The sequence below is a fragment of the Pannonibacter phragmitetus genome, from assembly GCF_050510895.1.
GTDB classification, from domain to species: domain Bacteria; phylum Pseudomonadota; class Alphaproteobacteria; order Rhizobiales; family Stappiaceae; genus Pannonibacter; species Pannonibacter phragmitetus_B.
In genome coordinates this window covers 4,226,488-4,240,815 of the sequence record NZ_JBNINT010000001.1, presented here as the reverse complement: position 1 = coordinate 4,240,815, position 14,328 = coordinate 4,226,488, and the positions used below count along the sequence as shown (strand labels likewise).

Here is a 14,328-nt window from a genome sequence, read left to right as displayed (position 1 = left end):
GCACGGGCAGCCGCAGCGGGCTCAGGCGCATGCCCACAAAGCTGCTCTTTGCATTGGAGGCAATGAGACGCCCCCTCGTCTGTTGCAGCAGCGGCCCTCAAGCAGGAGGAGCTCCGCTCCACCGGCGGAAAACAAGGCGCGAGGGCGTAGAACCACGTGCTTGACAGATCTTCGGAGCCCCTCCTAAATTCCGCCACCTGCTCAGGGGCCGTAGCTCAGATGGGAGAGCGCTGCAATCGCACTGCAGAGGTCAGGGGTTCGATTCCCCTCGGCTCCACCAGCCCTCTCATGAAGAGCATGTTCTCTGCTTTAGAGCGACTGAGGGTGACGCCCTCCCCCATCCGCGCTAGATACCGGTCTCTGATCCTTTCCACTGCGGGCCTCCCCTCATGACTGATGCATCTCCCTGCCCCTGCGGTTCCGGCCATTCTCTTGCACTGTGCTGCGGGCCGGTGCTGGCGCGCAAGGCTGTGGCGGGGACGGCGGAGGCGTTGATGCGGTCGCGCTATAGCGCCTATGTGATGCAGGACATTGCCTATCTGAAGGAAACGCTCTGGCCGAAATATCAGCCGGGCTTTGACGAGGCGGCCACGGCCCGCTGGGCGGCGGAGAGCCGGTGGACGGGGCTCAAGGTGCTGAAGACCACCGGCGGCGGACCGGATGACCGGGATGGAACGGTGCTGTTCGAGGCGCGTTATCTTTCGGCTGCGAAGCTGCACACCCACCGGGAACTCAGCCGTTTCCGCAAGAAAGCCGGCCGCTGGTACTATGTGGAGGCCATGGAGGAAATCTGATCTGAGTTGAGTTGAGTTGATCTGATCTGGCCTCCTCCACACCCTGCACCTGCGGAGGCAGAATGCCGCAGCACCAGAGGCCTTGACCGGAGGCCCCGGGCGCAGGACGTTCAGCAGTGATCTGAGGGAACAGACGAAGCCGGGACGCGGACCATTCTGATACCAGGTCTTCCTAAGCTGACGCATCACGCCATGGAAGGCTCAAGCACCGCATGGGCTAGCCCCACTCAAGACGGGTGAAGCGCATTGTGATCTGGTATGAACCTCTGGAGACACGCAATGACACGCAAGCCATCGCTCCCCCTGCTCGCCCTCTTCCTTCTCATCAGCGTTGGCGGCGGGCTGCTGATCGGCGCGACGAACCTGCCCGGCGAATGGTATGCCGGGCTCGCCAAACCCTCTTTCACCCCGCCCAACTGGCTCTTCGGCCCTGCGTGGACCGTGCTCTACATCCTCATCGGCATCGCCGGCTGGCGCAGCTTTAGCGCGGGCGCGCACTCCACCCTGTTCCGGCTGTGGGTGTTGCAGATGCTGCTGAACTTCGCCTGGAGCCCCACCGTTTTCACCTGGCACCGGCTGGATGCAGGGCTCGGCATCATCCTGGCACTGCTGGCCGCAATCCTTGCCTTCATCGCTGCCGGCTGGCGGCGTGACAGGCTGGCCGCCCTGCTCTTCGTGCCCTATGCCGCATGGGTCAGCTTTGCGACGGCGCTCAATCTTGCGCTGGTGCAGCTGAACTGACCCTACCTTTGGCCGGATGGACTGTCAGCTTTGCCAAGGTTATTGCACCGCAGCACGGAGGGGATAGGCTCCGCCTCCGGTTTGTGACGGGACAAGGCCATGCTTCAGCGGGCAGCAGATTTCGACAGCTTGCGGCGCCAGTTCACCTGGCAGCTGCCCGAGCGCTACAACATTGCATCTTCCACCTGCGAGGTATGGGCCGCCGCTGAACCAGACCGGCTGGCCATCCGTGAGATTGGCGAGGACGGCAAAGCTACGGACTGGAGCTATTCGGCGCTTGAGCGCACCTCCGCCAGGCTTGCCAACGCGCTTGCGGCCAAGGGCATCGCACGGGGCGACCGGGTGGCGCTGCTGCTGCCGCAATGTGCCTGGACCGCTATTGCCCATCTCGCTGTCTACCGCATGGGGGCGATTGCCGTTCCGCTGGCGGCGCTGTTCGGGCCAGAAGCCCTGCGCTACCGGCTGGGAGATTCCGGTGCGCGGGCGCTGATCACCAATGATCAGGGCCTTGCCAAGGTGCTGCCGCTCAGGGCGGATCTGCCCGGCCTTGAGCTGCTGATCACCACCGGCGCTCCGGAAAGCGGCAGCGAGAGCCTTTCTGCCTTGTGTGCAAAGGCGCGGGACAGCTTCGCAACCGTAGACTCAAGCCTCCATGATCCGGCGCTGATGATCTACACCTCCGGCACCACCGGCCAGCCCAAGGGCGTGCTGCATGGCCACCGGGTGCTGCTGGGCCATTTGCCGGGCATCGAGCTTTCCCAGGAGTTCCTCGGCCAGCCGGGCGATCTGTTGTGGACGCCAGCCGACTGGGCCTGGGCAGGCGGGCTGCTGAATGCCCTGTTCCCGGCCTTGCATCTGGGCGTGCCGGTGATTGCAAATGCGGCCCGCAAGTTTGACCCGGAAGCCGCCTTTGCGCTGATGGAGCGGGAGGGCGTGCGCAACGCCTTCATCCCGCCCACGGCCCTGAAAATGCTGCGGGCGGTGGAAAGCCCCGGCAAGCGCTTCCGCCTTGCCCTGCGCAGCATCGGCTCGGCTGGCGAGTCGCTGGGCCGTGAGGCCTATGAATGGGCGAAGGCAGAGCTGGACCTGCCAGTGAATGAGTTTTACGGCCAGACCGAATGCAACGCGGTGCTCGGCTCCTGCGCCGGGCTCGGCGTCAGCCGGGCGGGCGCCATCGGCGTTGCCATTCCCGGCCACGAGGTGGCGGTGATCGATGAGGCAGGCACTCCCCTGCCGCATGGCACGCTGGGGCAGATCGCCATCCGCAGACCCGACCCGGTGATGTTCCTCAGCTACTGGAACAAGCCAGAGGCAACAGCCGAAAAATTCATCGGCGACTGGATGACCACCGGCGATCAGGGCGAGATGGATGCCGATGGTTATGTCCACTTCACCGGGCGCGATGATGACCTCATCACCTCCGCCAGCTACCGGATCGGCCCCGGCGAAATCGAGGATTGCCTGTTGACCCATCCTGCGGTGGCGCTGGCCGCCGTTATCGGCAAGCCCGATGCGCTGCGCACGGAAATCGTCAAGGCCTATGTGGTGCTGGCCGACGGGCAAAAGCCATCACCGCAGCTCGAAGAGGCCATCCGCATCCACGTGCGCGACCGTCTCTCGGCGCACGAATACCCGCGTGAGATCGCCTTCATCAAAGAACTGCCGATGACCACCACCGGCAAGATCATCCGCCGCACCCTGCGGGATCTTGCAAGGGAAGAGGGCTGAGCCTCACCCCCGCCGCAGAACACGCCGCGCCAACGCTCTGGCGGCACGGAAGGCGAAGGCGTCCAGTCTCTGAAGACGGTACAGTGCCGCCCCCGCGACACCACGCAGCAGCACGGGATGAGCGTAGGCCATGCGCCCGCGCCACAGGGGCTCGATCATGGGGTGGCCGGGCACGGCCAGCGAATCGCCCCCAGCGGCAGAGCCGGATCGGCAAGCGTCTGCCGCATGGCATGCAGGGCGAGGTGCTGGCCAGGCGAAAAGCGGGCAAAGCCCTCATCAAAGGCAATCTTCCAGGCAAAGGCGCGGCCTCCAGCGCGAATGACAGCCAGCATCGCCAGCGGCCTGCCATCGAGCCGCATCCGGTCCAGCCGCAAGTCATCCTGCGCTGCGAGCCGTGCGGCAAATCCTTCCGCAAAGCGGCGCGTTGCCTCGCGGCTTGCCAGTGCCGTGGCGCCCCTTCCCTTCCAGCCTGACTGCTCCAGCGCCAGAAACTCTGCCATGGCAGCCTGTGCGTCAGCACCGCTCAGGCTGTCGAAAACAAGTTCACCGTCTTCCGAGAGGCGGCGTTTCAGCCGCTCCATCTCCTTGCGGCGTTTGGTGGTCAGGGCAGCGGCAAGCTGTGCCTCGCCCTCTGCCCCGCCATCATGAGAAGCCCGTTCTTCAACAGGCCCTTCCAGCCAGCGCCAGCCCTTTGCAGCCGTCTTCAGCCGCTGCGTCACGGCACCGCCCACAGGCAGGAACGGCAAGCGCAGAAGCGGTGTGCCCTTCGCAGCCGTCTCCAGAAGCAAAGCCAGCGCCTCACTTCCAGCTTCAGGATGCACCAGAGGAACGCCCAAAGGCCCATATTCTGCTGCCCACAACGTCCTTTCCCGGAGGAGGAAACCGCATCGCCGCCGGGCAACGGGAGCTGCAGCCAGCCAGCGGCCGCTCACCTTCTCCCGAACCACAGCAAGCCTCAGACCGGCAGGACCCAGATGCGCGGCATAGGGCACCAGAAAGGCCGGAGAAAAGAAGGGATTGGGGCTCAGCGCTTCCCGCACAAGCGCATCCCACTCCGGCGCATCGGCCACAGGCAGCAGCAGGCCTTCCAGTGGTGTCATTGTCTCAGCCATGCAGCTCCTCCCGGCGCAGTGCGAGAGAAAAGGCGAAAGGCGCAAAGGGCAGCACGCCAAGGCGGCTGCGGGCGATAAAGATCAGCGCCAGCGCCTCGCCGGTGATGGCAAGCGAGGTCGCCACAGCCGCGCCCATCAGGCCAAAGGATGGAATAAGCAACAGGTTCAGCCCCACATTGAGGATGAAGACGCCGGAATAGATGAACGCACAGGCCTTCTGCAGGCCGCACATGGTGAGAAGCACATCGGCGGGCCCGGCGCTGGCCCGCGCCAGCACACCAATCAGCAGCACCGCAATCAGCGGCGTACCTGCCTCGAATCCCGGCCCGAATAGCGCCAGCAGAAAGGGTGCGGCGGCGATGAGCACGCCAGCGGCTCCTACCGACGGCCAAAAGGTCCAGAATCCGGCGCGGCGCACATAGGCTTCAAAGGCTTCCCGCCCACCGGCATCATGGGAAGCCACGTGCAGGGCAGCAAAGCGGTGGGCGGATGCGGCACGCACGGCAAAATAGATGAAATGCACCAGCGCCAGCGTTTTTGAAGCAGCAAAATAAACCGCGACCTCGTCCGGGCTCTGCCAGAAGCTGACCATGACCACATCGGCGCTGGTGACGAGCTGCAGAAAGCCTTCCACCAGCAGCATGGGCAGGGAGACCGCCAGCCACAGGCGCGGCGCATGAGCACGCGGGCCGGCGGGAAGTTGCCGGCCGATCACCCGGTTCAGCCGCCGCAGTTGGTCCAGCGCCACGAGCGCGCTGGCAATGGCTCCGGCCAGCACGGCGGTGGCGGCATCCGGGATGGTTCCGGCCTGCATGGCCAGATAGAGCAGCAGCAGGATCAAAAGGGGCCGCCAAATGAAACTGGGCATCAGCCCCAGATCAGGCCGGTCATGCGCACGGGCAATGCCATCCTGCACGCCAGCCAGGGCAAAGAACGGCAGGGCCAGCGCCGCCAGGATCAAGGGGAACACGTAGGCCGGATCGAGAATGGGGCGCAGCAGCATCACCATGACTGCCACGCCCGCACCGATGACGCAGGCAGCGCCGAAAACAAGGACCCGGCTGGTAAAGAGATAGCCGCGCAGCAGCGCAAGCGCACCCTCGCCCCGGTAGAGCGGGATGAAGCGGCCGGACGAGGAGGAAAAGCCGAGGCAGGCGAAGACTGACAGGATCATCACCATGGTCCAGACGACCGAGTAGATGCCGTAGTCAAAGGCGCCCATCCAGCGGGCCATCAGCACCTGCGCCAGATAGGCAAGCGCGGCCCCTGCAACACGGATGGCCAGTGTCACCAGCGCGGCTTTGCGTGCGCCCTCGCCTGCAAGGCGCAGCCAGAGCCGCTGAAAACCCGCTGCCTGTTGCCCGGCCTTTCCGCCGCCGTCTCGCGCCTGCACCAGCTCCTGCCCCACAGCTCATCCATCCACGGCGCGATCCTGCCACGGCGGACTTAAGATTATGCCAAGGTCCGGACGCTCTATCCCGGCGTCACGCCTCCAGCCGCGCAATCACCGGAACGTGGTCGGAGGGCTTTTCCCAGCCTCTCGCCGCCCGCAGTACCTCGATGCTGCGGGCGTGCGGGGCAAGGCTCTGGGTCATCCAGACGTGGTCGAGCCGGCGGCCCTTGTCGGCAGCGGACCAGTCCTTTGCACGGTAGCTCCACCAGGTGTAGAGCTTTTCAGACATGGGCACGTGCTGGCGCATCACATCCACCCAATTGCCGCCGGTGCGGATGGCTTCCAGCAGCTCTGTTTCAACCGGCGTATGGCTGACGATCTTCAGCAGCGCCTTGTGCGACCACACGTCATGCTCATAGGGAGCGACGTTGAGATCACCCACGACAACGCCCGGACGGGACGCTTCGTCCCCGGCCAGCATTGCCTTCATCTCGGCCATGAAGTCGAGCTTGTGGCCGAACTTCTCGTTGATCGTCCGGTCCGGCTCATCGCCGCCCGCCGGTACGTAGAAGTTATGCAGACGGAACGAACCACCATTGAATGGCACACTGACAGCAATATGCCGGGCATCGCCCTTGCCGCAGAAATCCCGGCGCTCGACGGCCTCAAGCGGACGGCGCGAGGCGATGGCAACGCCGTGATAGCCCTTCTGACCGCTGATCTCCACGTGCTCATAGCCCAGCTTGCGGAAGGCGCCGAACGGGAAATTGGCATCCGGACACTTGGTTTCCTGCAGGCACAGCACATCCGGCGCATGCGTGAGAAGGAAGGTCTCGACAATCGGCATGCGCAGCCGGACGGAGTTGATGTTCCAGGTAGCAAGGGTCAGGCGGTCAGTCATGAAAAGGTCCGTGAATTGGAGCCGGGACAGGCTTTGCGGCGGGCGTTACAAATCTGAAAATGCACGTGACCCCGTGCAGCACCGCCCGTCAAGCCGGTTTAAGAGCGCAAAGACGGTGCATCACCGCCGGAGCAACCACAAATGCCCCATTCCCGCCACGATTTCTCTACGGTCCGTTAGGACTTTTCGCGCAATTTGACGCTAGGTGTTTGTAATTCGTTAACCCGGAGGAACACGTGTTCCGGCGCCCGCGCTTCCTTGCCATGCTTGCCCTCACCGCGCTCCTCTCCTCCTGTTCGGGGGTGGAGTACCGCGATCCCATGCCGCAGGACTTCCCCGTCCACGGCATCGACGTGTCCCGCTGGCAGGCGGACATCAACTGGCATGAGGTGAAGCGCGCCGGTGTCGAGTTTGCCTTCATCAAGGCAACCGAAGGCGGTGATTTTGTCGATCCGATGTTCGTGACCAACTGGTATGCGGCCAAGGAAGCTGGCGTGCCGCGCGGCGCCTATCACTTCTATTATTTCTGCCGCCCTGTTGAAGAACAGATCGCCTGGTTCATCCAGAATGTTCCGCGAGATCCGCAGGCACTGCCGCCGGTGCTGGACATGGAGTGGAACCACATCTCCAAGACCTGCCCGAAGCCGCCTCCGGCAGACAAGATCATTGCCGACGTCGGCGTGTTCCTCGACGCGGTCGAGGCCTATTACGGCAAGCGGCCAGTCGTTTACACCACCATCGACTTCCACCGGGACGTTCTGGTCGGAAAATACACCGCCCATGACTTCTGGCTGCGGTCGGTCGCCAGCCATCCGAGCTACAAGTACGACAAGCGCAACGATTGGGTCTTCTGGCAGTACACCGCGCAAGGCACCGTCAGGGGCATCAAGGGCCCTGTTGACCGCAATGCCTTCTACGGCACGCGGGCCCAATGGCAGCAGTGGCTGCGGGGTGAACTGCCGAACCGCTGAGGTGGATCAGCCGCTCAATCCGCCAGCAGGACGATTTCCTCGCGGCCTTCGCAGGTTGCGAGGGCCTGCGAGGCGGTGCGGCCGCCGCCGATCGGAGCATCGGGCCAGATTTCAGCGAGTGGCACCAGCACGAAGGCCCGCTCGCCCATGCGCGGATGGGGAATGGAGAGGTGCTCCTCCTCCACCTGTTCACCACCATAGATCAGCACATCGATATCGATGATGCGCGGGCCCCAGCGCACATCCCGCACGCGGCCAAGCTCCCGTTCGACCTCAAGGCACCGGTGCAGCAGGTCACGCGGGCTCAGCACCGTCTCAATGACGAGGCAAATGTTGCGGTAGTCATCCTGCGGGATCGGCCCCCAGGGCGGCGTGCGGTAGGCGGAGGAAACCGCAACAACGGAAATGCCCTCACTGGCATCAAGCCGGGCGATGGCTGCGGCCAGATTGGCCTTCGGGTCACCCATGTTGGAGCCAAGACCCAGCGCCGCGCGCACCGCGTTGTCAGCAAGGCTCATTCAAACGGCTTCCCTTTTCATGGCAGCAAAGATCTTCGCCGCCTCCACATGCGGGCGGACATCGTGAACGCGCAGGATCGCAGCGCCCCGTTCCAGCGACAGAAGATGTACCGCCAGCGATCCGTAAAGCCGCTCCTGCGGCTCCACATCCAGCACGGCGGCGATCATGCGCTTGCGCGAGGCTCCGCTCAGAAGCGGTAAGCCATGCTTATGCAAGGTATTGAAGCGGTTGAGGACCTGAAAGTTCTGATCCACCGTCTTGCCGAAGCCGAAACCGGGATCAAGGATCTGCTTTTCCCGCGCGACCCCGGCGCGGTCTGCCAGCTCCATCGAGCGTTCGAAGAAGCGGTCGATATCGGCGAGAATGTCGATATCCGGATCGGCGGCCTCGCGGTTGTGCATCATCACCACATGAACGCCCGCCTCTGCCACAACATCTGCCATGGCCGGGTCCTTCTGCAGCCCCCAGACGTCATTGACGATCACGGCCCCTGCGCAGCAGGCACGGCGAGCGGTTTCCGCCTTGTAGGTGTCGACGGAGACCGGACAGCCCAGCGCAACGACCGGCTCCAGTACCGGAGCAAGACGGGCCCACTCGTCTTCCAGAGAGACAGGCACAGCGCCGGGCCGCGTGCTTTCACCGCCAATGTCAATGATATCCGCACCTTCGGCAATCATCTGCCGGGCGTGGGCGATGGCAGCTTCCGCAGCAGCATGACGGCCGCCGTCTGAAAAGCTGTCCGGCGTGACATTGAGAATGCCCATCACATGCGGGCGGGCAGGACCGGCAAGGTCCGGCAGCTGATAGGCAGCCTGTGTCATTGAGGAAGCTCCCGCAAGATCGAAGGCGCTATGTCGCGCTTTGACGGGGAGAGGTCAAGCTGCAGGACGGTTGCGGCACAGAAAACGCCGCAAAGGCGCTGATCAGACTTCGCTCCCGCCATCCTTCGCATTGGCAAGCGGCGTCAATGCCAGATAGAGCCCCGCCGCCAGAAGCATCATGCCAGGCGCCACGACGATCAGCGCCAGCACAGGATCCCCTAGCCAGGCCGCCACGAGACTGCCGAGAATGCCGGTGCCGAATTGCAGAAACCCGGTGAGCGAGGACGCCGAGCCTGCAAGCTGCGGAAAGCCCTGCAGTGCAGCCGTGGTGGCCGCAGGCAGAAGGCAGGCCAGCGAGAAGGAGAACACGCCCACCGGCAGCATCACGCTGAGAAAGCCCGGCGCAAACAGGACGTGCGAGACGATGATCGCCGCGGCCGCCAGCGCCATTCCACACAGTGCAGGCGGCACCAGCTTGCCCGCATCATGCCGCCGCAGCACCCGGGAGGCGACAATGGTTGCGGCCATGAAGGATCCGGACTGCACGATCATGCCGAGGCCGAACTCGCTTGGCGTCAGCCCGACGTGATCAATCAGGACGAAAGGCAGGATTGTCGCCAGCGTGTAGATGGTGCCAATGCCAAAGCCCACCAGCAAGCTTGGCCGTAAAAACGAGGGCGTTTTCAGCAGGGTGAGATAGTTGATGACGAGCCGTGCAGGCTGAAGATTCGCTCTGTCGATATAGCGGTTGGTCTCCGTCATGAAGATCCACACCGCCGCAAGCAGCACCGCCCCGTAGACAATCATGAAATAGAAAATCTCACGCCAGCCGAAAAACTCCAGCGTCAACCCGCCGATAGTGGGCGAGATGGCAGGGCCGATGGCGAGCATCATGGCCACCGTGTTCATGATCCGCGCCGAGGTCTGCCCGGTGAACTGGTCACGGACGATGGCGCGGGACACCGAAACACCGATGGCCGCGCCAATGCCTTGCAGGGCGCGGGCGGCAATCATGCCTTCCACACTTGGCGCGAAGGCTGCCAGCAGGGTCGAGGCGAGATAGAGCAGCAGGAATGCGATCGTGACCGGACGGCGCCCGAAGGCATCGGTCAGCGGCCCGCAGATCAGCTGCGTCAGGGCGAAGCCGGTAAAATAGGCCGTCAGCGTCAGCTTGATCATCGAGCGCGTCGTCTCGAAAGCATCCGCCAGCACCGGCATGGCCGGGGTATAAAGCGCCATGGAGATCGGCCCGATGGCCACAAGCGCCGCGCCGATCAGGGCGGTGCGCCTTTCGCTCATGGGAGGTGTCACACTGTCCCGCATCTGATCCATCCGTTGTGCGGGCCCTCCCCGCCCAGGAAAAACCGAATTTTCCCGCCCAATTCTCTCTTGGCTGATCAAGTCTGGCTGGCGGCCTCTGCCAGATTGTCCCGCACCCTCGCCAGCACGCGCATGGCTGCTGCCGTCTCCTCCGGGCTCATCCCTCCGGAAATTTCAGCCCGGACCTGGCGCAAGGCTTCATCTATCTTGGCCAGTACGCCTTGCGCCGCATCGCCCAGAACAATGATCTTGGCGCGCCTGTCCTGCGGGTCGACCTCGCGGCAGATCAGGCCCGCTTGTTCCAGCCGGTCGAGATGGCCCACCAGCGTCATCGGCTCGATGCCGAGCATGCCGGCCAGCGCGGCCTGGCGCTGATCCGGCAATTGCCGCACCATGTTAAGGGTTCTCGCCTCTGCCGCCGTCAGACCGCAATCAACGCCGCTCAGCGCCGCTTCAAAGCGCTGACGGATCAACCGGCCGACGTCGGCAACGAGAAAACCCAGGGTCGGATCAGCCACCAAAAGCACCACGCAAATTTCATAAGACAGACATATAGTAAGGCTACCTTACAATTAGGGCGGCAGCTGATTTGCGTCAAGCTGCGCTGCCGCGTTGCACAAATGGCCGCCGCAGACTATACAGGGCGCGAATTTCCGCCCGTGAGCACCAGCGGGCGTCAGCCACAATTTGAAGACAAGCACTGCGGGCACCCTGCCCGCAGTGTCTTTGGAGCCCTTAATGAAGCTGCGCAATATCGCCATCATCGCCCACGTCGACCATGGCAAGACAACCCTAATCGACGTCCTTCTGAAGAAGTCGGGCTCCTTCCGCGAGAACCAGCGCACGGAAGAGCGCATGATGGACTCCAACGACCTGGAGCGTGAGCGCGGCATCACCATTCTGGCGAAGGTGACTTCGCTGGTGTGGGGCGACACCCGCATCAACATCGTGGACACCCCGGGCCATGCCGACTTCGGCGGTGAAGTCGAGCGTATCCTGCACATGGTGGACGGTGTGGTTCTGCTGGTGGACGCCGCCGAAGGCCCGATGCCGCAGACCAAGTTCGTGCTTGGCAAGGCCCTGAAGCTCGGCCTCAAGCCGATCGTCGCCATCAACAAGATCGACAAGCCGGAGCAGCGCGCCGAGGAAGTGCTGGACGAGGTGTTCGACCTCTTCGCCGCCCTCGATGCCAATGAAGAGCAGCTCGACTTCCCGGTCGTCTATGGCTCTGCCAAGCAGGAGTGGATGGCCAATGACCCGACCGGTCCGGCTGAATCCATGGGCCCGCTGTTCGACCTGATCATCAGCCACGTTCCGGCACCGACGGCAGAGGAAGGCTCCTTCCGCATGCTGGCGACCACCATCGAGAGCAACCCGTTCCTGGGCCGCATCCTGACGGGCCGCATCGTTGCAGGTGAAGCCATCCCGAACATGCCCATCAAGGCTCTGTCGCGTGAAGGCAAGGTGGTTGAAAGCGGACGCATCTCCAAGGTGCTCGCCTTCCGTGGCCTCGAGCGCCAGCCGATCGAAAAGGGCGAGGCCGGTGACATCGTCTCCATCGCAGGCCTGCAGGAGGCAACCGTTGCCGACACGCTCTGCTCCACGGACGTGAACACCCCGATCATGGCACAGCCGATCGATCCGCCGACCCTGTCCATGACCTTCTTCGTCAATGACAGCCCGCTGGCTGGCACCGAAGGTGACAAGGTGCAGTCGCGCGTCATCCGCAAGCGTCTGATGGACGAGGCGGAAGGCAACGTTGCGCTCAAGATCGAGGACACCCCGGAAGGCGACGCCTTCATCGTGTCTGGCCGTGGTGAACTTCAGCTCGCCATCCTGATCGAAAACATGCGCCGCGAAGGCTTCGAGATCTGCGTCGGCCGTCCGCGCGTGGTCTTCCAGTTCGACGAGAAGGGCAACCGCCTGGAGCCGATCGAGGAAGTCACCATCGACGTGGATGAGGAGCATTCCGGCGTCGTGGTGCAGAAGCTGTCCGAGCGCAAGGCCGAGCTGCGCGAAATGCGCCCCTCCGGCGGCGGCCGCACCCGTCTGCAGTTCCTCGCCCCCACTCGTGGCCTCATCGGCTATCAGGGCGAGCTTCTGTCCGACACCCGCGGCACGGCAATCTTCAACCGCGTGTTCCACGAATACGCTCCCTACAAGGGCGATATTCCGACCCGTCACACCGGCGTGCTGATCTCCAACGGCGACGGTGAGGCCGTGGCCTATGCCATGTTCAACCTGGAGGACCGTGGCCCGATGATGATCGAGCCGGGCGTCAAGGTGTATCAGGGCATGATCATCGGCGAGCACACCCGTGGCAACGACCTGGAAGTGAACGTGCTGAAGGGCAAGCAGCTGACCAACATCCGCGCCGCTGGCAAGGACGAAGCCGTCAAGCTGACCACCCCGATCCGCCTGTCCCTCGAAGCGGCGCTGTCCTACATCGCTGACGACGAGCTGGTGGAAGTGACACCGAAGAACATCCGCCTGCGCAAGGCCCTGCTGGACCCGAACGACCGCAAGCGCGCCGAGCGTGCGGCCGCCAAGAGCAGCTAAGCCTGACAACAGCGGCAAACATCAAAGGGCAGCCCTCACCGGCTGCCCTTTTCGTTTTTCATGACTGGGCAGGTGCTTTTCGCATCAACGATTATAGACCGCCGTGATCTTCGCAGAAGCAATCGAATTGGCGCGGATCATGAAGCCGGCCAGTGCGTTGCTGGCGTTCTCCGGCAGGTCAAGCCGTTCCACCGGCAGGGCATGAACGGTGAAGATGTAGCGGTGCACTTCGCCGGGAGGCGGGCAGGCTCCGCCAAATCCTGCTACACCGTAGTCATTGGCAAGCTCGGAGGCTTCCGCAGGCATCTTGCCTGCGCCACTTGCGCCAGCCTCAAGCGAGGTGACGGAAGCTGGAATGTTCACCGCAGTCCAGTGCCACCAGCCCGATCCGGTCGGTGCGTCCGGATCATAGGCGGTGATGGCGAAGCTCTTCGTGCCGGCTGGCGCACTGGTCCAGGACAGTTGCGGGGAAGTGTTGCCGCCTTCGCAGCCGAAACCGGCAAAGACATGTGCGGGCGCCAGTTGCGCACCTTCGGCAATGGACGTGCTCGTGAGCTTGAAATCCTGCGCGCTGGCGGCCGTCGCCATGGTGGCGGCCAGCATCAGGCCGGAAAGAGAAAGCTTGGCAAACATGATCCGGTGTCCTTTCTTGACGGTTGATCATGTGCGCAGGAGTAGCCCCGCAAAGCCCTGCCAGCTTCCGGTTCATGGTCAAAAACTATCGAAAAACGATCAATCCTCGCGCTGGCGGATCTGCCTAGGCTTGATTCCGAACCTTTTTCGAAAGGCGTCGGAAAAATGCGAAGGCGTCTGAAAGCCGCAGTCGAGGGCGATACGGGACACCGGAAGATCCGTTCCCTGCAGCAGGGAGAGACCTCTCTCCAGCCGCGCGTGCAGAAGCAGCTGGGCGAAACCGGGCCCAGACCTTGCCAGCCAGCGCCGGAACGTCGCCTCGCTCATGGCAAAATGCCGGGCTACATCGGCAAGGCGCCATGGGTGGCTGATATCGCTCTCGATCAGGCGCCGCACCTTGCTCCAGGGCTGCTCCTCATCCTTCACTGGAAGCTCCACGCCGTTGTGGCGCAGCCAGAGCAGCGGTTCCAGAAGCCTGTGCGCGCGCAGCGGCTCCGGCAGCTCCTCCCGGGAAAGCGTATCCTTGATCAGCGCAAGCATGTCTGACGGCCGGTGCGGAACCGCCCGCAGCACCTGAATGCCGGGCGCAGCATTGCGCGCCGGGTGCTCCCCGAAAACCGTATCCACCAGATCGCGGGCGATGCTGACGCCCTCGGCCCGGTAGTCTGCATCCGGAACCGGGCGGTTCTCCATGTTGACCACCGAACCTGCCGGAAAGATCATCACGTCCCCAGCCTGACCGGTGAGCTCCCCGTTCCGGGGACAAATGACCCGCTTCGAGCCGGTCTGAATGAAAAAAGGAATGTCAGCCTGAAATAAAGACCAGTGAAGGTCGC

The 14,328-nt window shown here is 63.6% G+C and carries 15 protein-coding genes, 1 tRNA gene and 1 pseudogene; 7 read left to right on the top strand and 10 right to left on the bottom strand.

The genetic code is table 11. The annotated features are described in order from the left end of the window. The first annotated feature begins 204 nt into the window (after positions 1 to 204). The 5 genes and pseudogenes from ACQB61_RS20440 to ACQB61_RS20420 all read left to right on the top strand — a co-directional run bounded on the left by ACQB61_RS20440 (position 205) and on the right by ACQB61_RS20420 (position 3,263). Positions 205 to 280, top strand: a tRNA-Ala gene (locus ACQB61_RS20440). A gap of 109 nt (positions 281 to 389) precedes the next feature. Next, positions 390 to 452 (top strand): annotated as a pseudogene (locus tag ACQB61_RS20435) (SEC-C metal-binding domain-containing protein); the annotation flags it as partial. Next, positions 453 to 794, top strand: coding sequence for a YchJ family protein (locus ACQB61_RS20430; protein ID WP_430514436.1), 342 nt, complete (start codon positions 453 to 455; stop codon positions 792 to 794). Between the two features lie 279 nt (positions 795 to 1,073). Then, positions 1,074 to 1,535: a TspO/MBR family protein gene (locus tag ACQB61_RS20425; RefSeq protein WP_430514107.1), complete on the top strand. Its 462-nt coding sequence runs from the start codon at positions 1,074 to 1,076 to the stop codon at positions 1,533 to 1,535. 99 nt (positions 1,536 to 1,634) lie between these two features. After that, a complete protein-coding gene (locus ACQB61_RS20420; RefSeq protein ID WP_430514106.1) occupies positions 1,635 to 3,263 on the top strand; it encodes an AMP-binding protein in 1,629 nt (542 codons plus the stop codon). A 3-nt stretch (positions 3,264 to 3,266) separates the two neighbouring features. On the opposite strand, the gene ACQB61_RS20415 is transcribed toward ACQB61_RS20420, so the two are convergent. From ACQB61_RS20415 to xth, 4 genes are all read right to left on the bottom strand, one after another. Next, positions 3,267 to 3,422, bottom strand: a complete 156-nt coding sequence (locus ACQB61_RS20415) for a hypothetical protein (protein ID WP_430514105.1) — start codon at positions 3,420 to 3,422, stop codon at positions 3,267 to 3,269. Further along, the gene (locus ACQB61_RS20410; RefSeq protein WP_430514104.1) at positions 3,419 to 4,375 is read right to left on the bottom strand and encodes a GNAT family N-acetyltransferase; all 957 of its coding nucleotides are present in this window, start codon (positions 4,373 to 4,375) and stop codon (positions 3,419 to 3,421) included. The genes ACQB61_RS20415 and ACQB61_RS20410 overlap by 4 nt, the downstream gene beginning before the upstream one ends. Beyond that, positions 4,368 to 5,783 (bottom strand): oligosaccharide flippase family protein, encoded by a 1,416-nt coding sequence (locus ACQB61_RS20405; protein WP_430514103.1) that lies wholly within the window; start codon positions 5,781 to 5,783, stop codon positions 4,368 to 4,370. The genes ACQB61_RS20410 and ACQB61_RS20405 overlap by 8 nt, the downstream gene beginning before the upstream one ends. Before the next feature lie 76 nt (positions 5,784 to 5,859). Next, positions 5,860 to 6,669, bottom strand: coding sequence for an exodeoxyribonuclease III (gene xth, locus ACQB61_RS20400; RefSeq protein ID WP_430514102.1), 810 nt, complete (start codon positions 6,667 to 6,669; stop codon positions 5,860 to 5,862). 236 nt (positions 6,670 to 6,905) lie between these two features. On the opposite strand from xth, the gene ACQB61_RS20395 reads away from it, so the two are divergent. Then, positions 6,906 to 7,640 (top strand): glycoside hydrolase family 25 protein, encoded by a 735-nt coding sequence (locus ACQB61_RS20395; protein WP_430514101.1) that lies wholly within the window; start codon positions 6,906 to 6,908, stop codon positions 7,638 to 7,640. Positions 7,641 to 7,654: 14 nt separating this feature from the next. Here ACQB61_RS20395 and folK read toward each other — a convergent pair whose 3' ends face one another. The 4 genes from folK to ACQB61_RS20375 all read right to left on the bottom strand — a co-directional run bounded on the left by folK (position 7,655) and on the right by ACQB61_RS20375 (position 10,818). Further along, positions 7,655 to 8,158, bottom strand: coding sequence for a 2-amino-4-hydroxy-6-hydroxymethyldihydropteridine diphosphokinase (gene folK, locus ACQB61_RS20390; RefSeq protein ID WP_430514100.1), 504 nt, complete (start codon positions 8,156 to 8,158; stop codon positions 7,655 to 7,657). After that, the gene (gene folP / locus ACQB61_RS20385; RefSeq protein WP_430514099.1) at positions 8,159 to 8,980 is read right to left on the bottom strand and encodes a dihydropteroate synthase; all 822 of its coding nucleotides are present in this window, start codon (positions 8,978 to 8,980) and stop codon (positions 8,159 to 8,161) included. 102 nt (positions 8,981 to 9,082) lie between these two features. After that, positions 9,083 to 10,279 carry a multidrug effflux MFS transporter gene (locus ACQB61_RS20380; RefSeq protein WP_430514098.1) on the bottom strand — a complete coding sequence of 399 codons (1,197 nt, stop codon included), beginning with the start codon at positions 10,277 to 10,279 and terminating at the stop codon, positions 9,083 to 9,085. Positions 10,280 to 10,377: 98 nt separating this feature from the next. Next, a complete protein-coding gene (locus ACQB61_RS20375) occupies positions 10,378 to 10,818 on the bottom strand; it encodes a MarR family winged helix-turn-helix transcriptional regulator (protein ID WP_430514097.1) in 441 nt (146 codons plus the stop codon). 220 nt (positions 10,819 to 11,038) lie between these two features. Here ACQB61_RS20375 and typA point away from each other — a divergent pair, with 220 nt between their 5' ends. Next, positions 11,039 to 12,859 carry a translational GTPase TypA gene (gene typA / locus ACQB61_RS20370; protein WP_430514096.1) on the top strand — a complete coding sequence of 607 codons (1,821 nt, stop codon included), beginning with the start codon at positions 11,039 to 11,041 and terminating at the stop codon, positions 12,857 to 12,859. 84 nt (positions 12,860 to 12,943) lie between these two features. Here typA and ACQB61_RS20365 read toward each other — a convergent pair whose 3' ends face one another. Together ACQB61_RS20365 and ACQB61_RS20360 are read right to left on the bottom strand one after the other, a co-directional pair. Then, complete coding sequence (locus ACQB61_RS20365; RefSeq protein WP_430514095.1) at positions 12,944 to 13,492, bottom strand: YbhB/YbcL family Raf kinase inhibitor-like protein; 549 nt, start codon at positions 13,490 to 13,492, stop codon at positions 12,944 to 12,946. Positions 13,493 to 13,591: 99 nt separating this feature from the next. Continuing rightward, positions 13,592 to 14,215 carry a helix-turn-helix transcriptional regulator gene (locus ACQB61_RS20360; protein ID WP_430514435.1) on the bottom strand — a complete coding sequence of 208 codons (624 nt, stop codon included), beginning with the start codon at positions 14,213 to 14,215 and terminating at the stop codon, positions 13,592 to 13,594. Positions 14,216 to 14,328 lie beyond the last annotated feature (113 nt).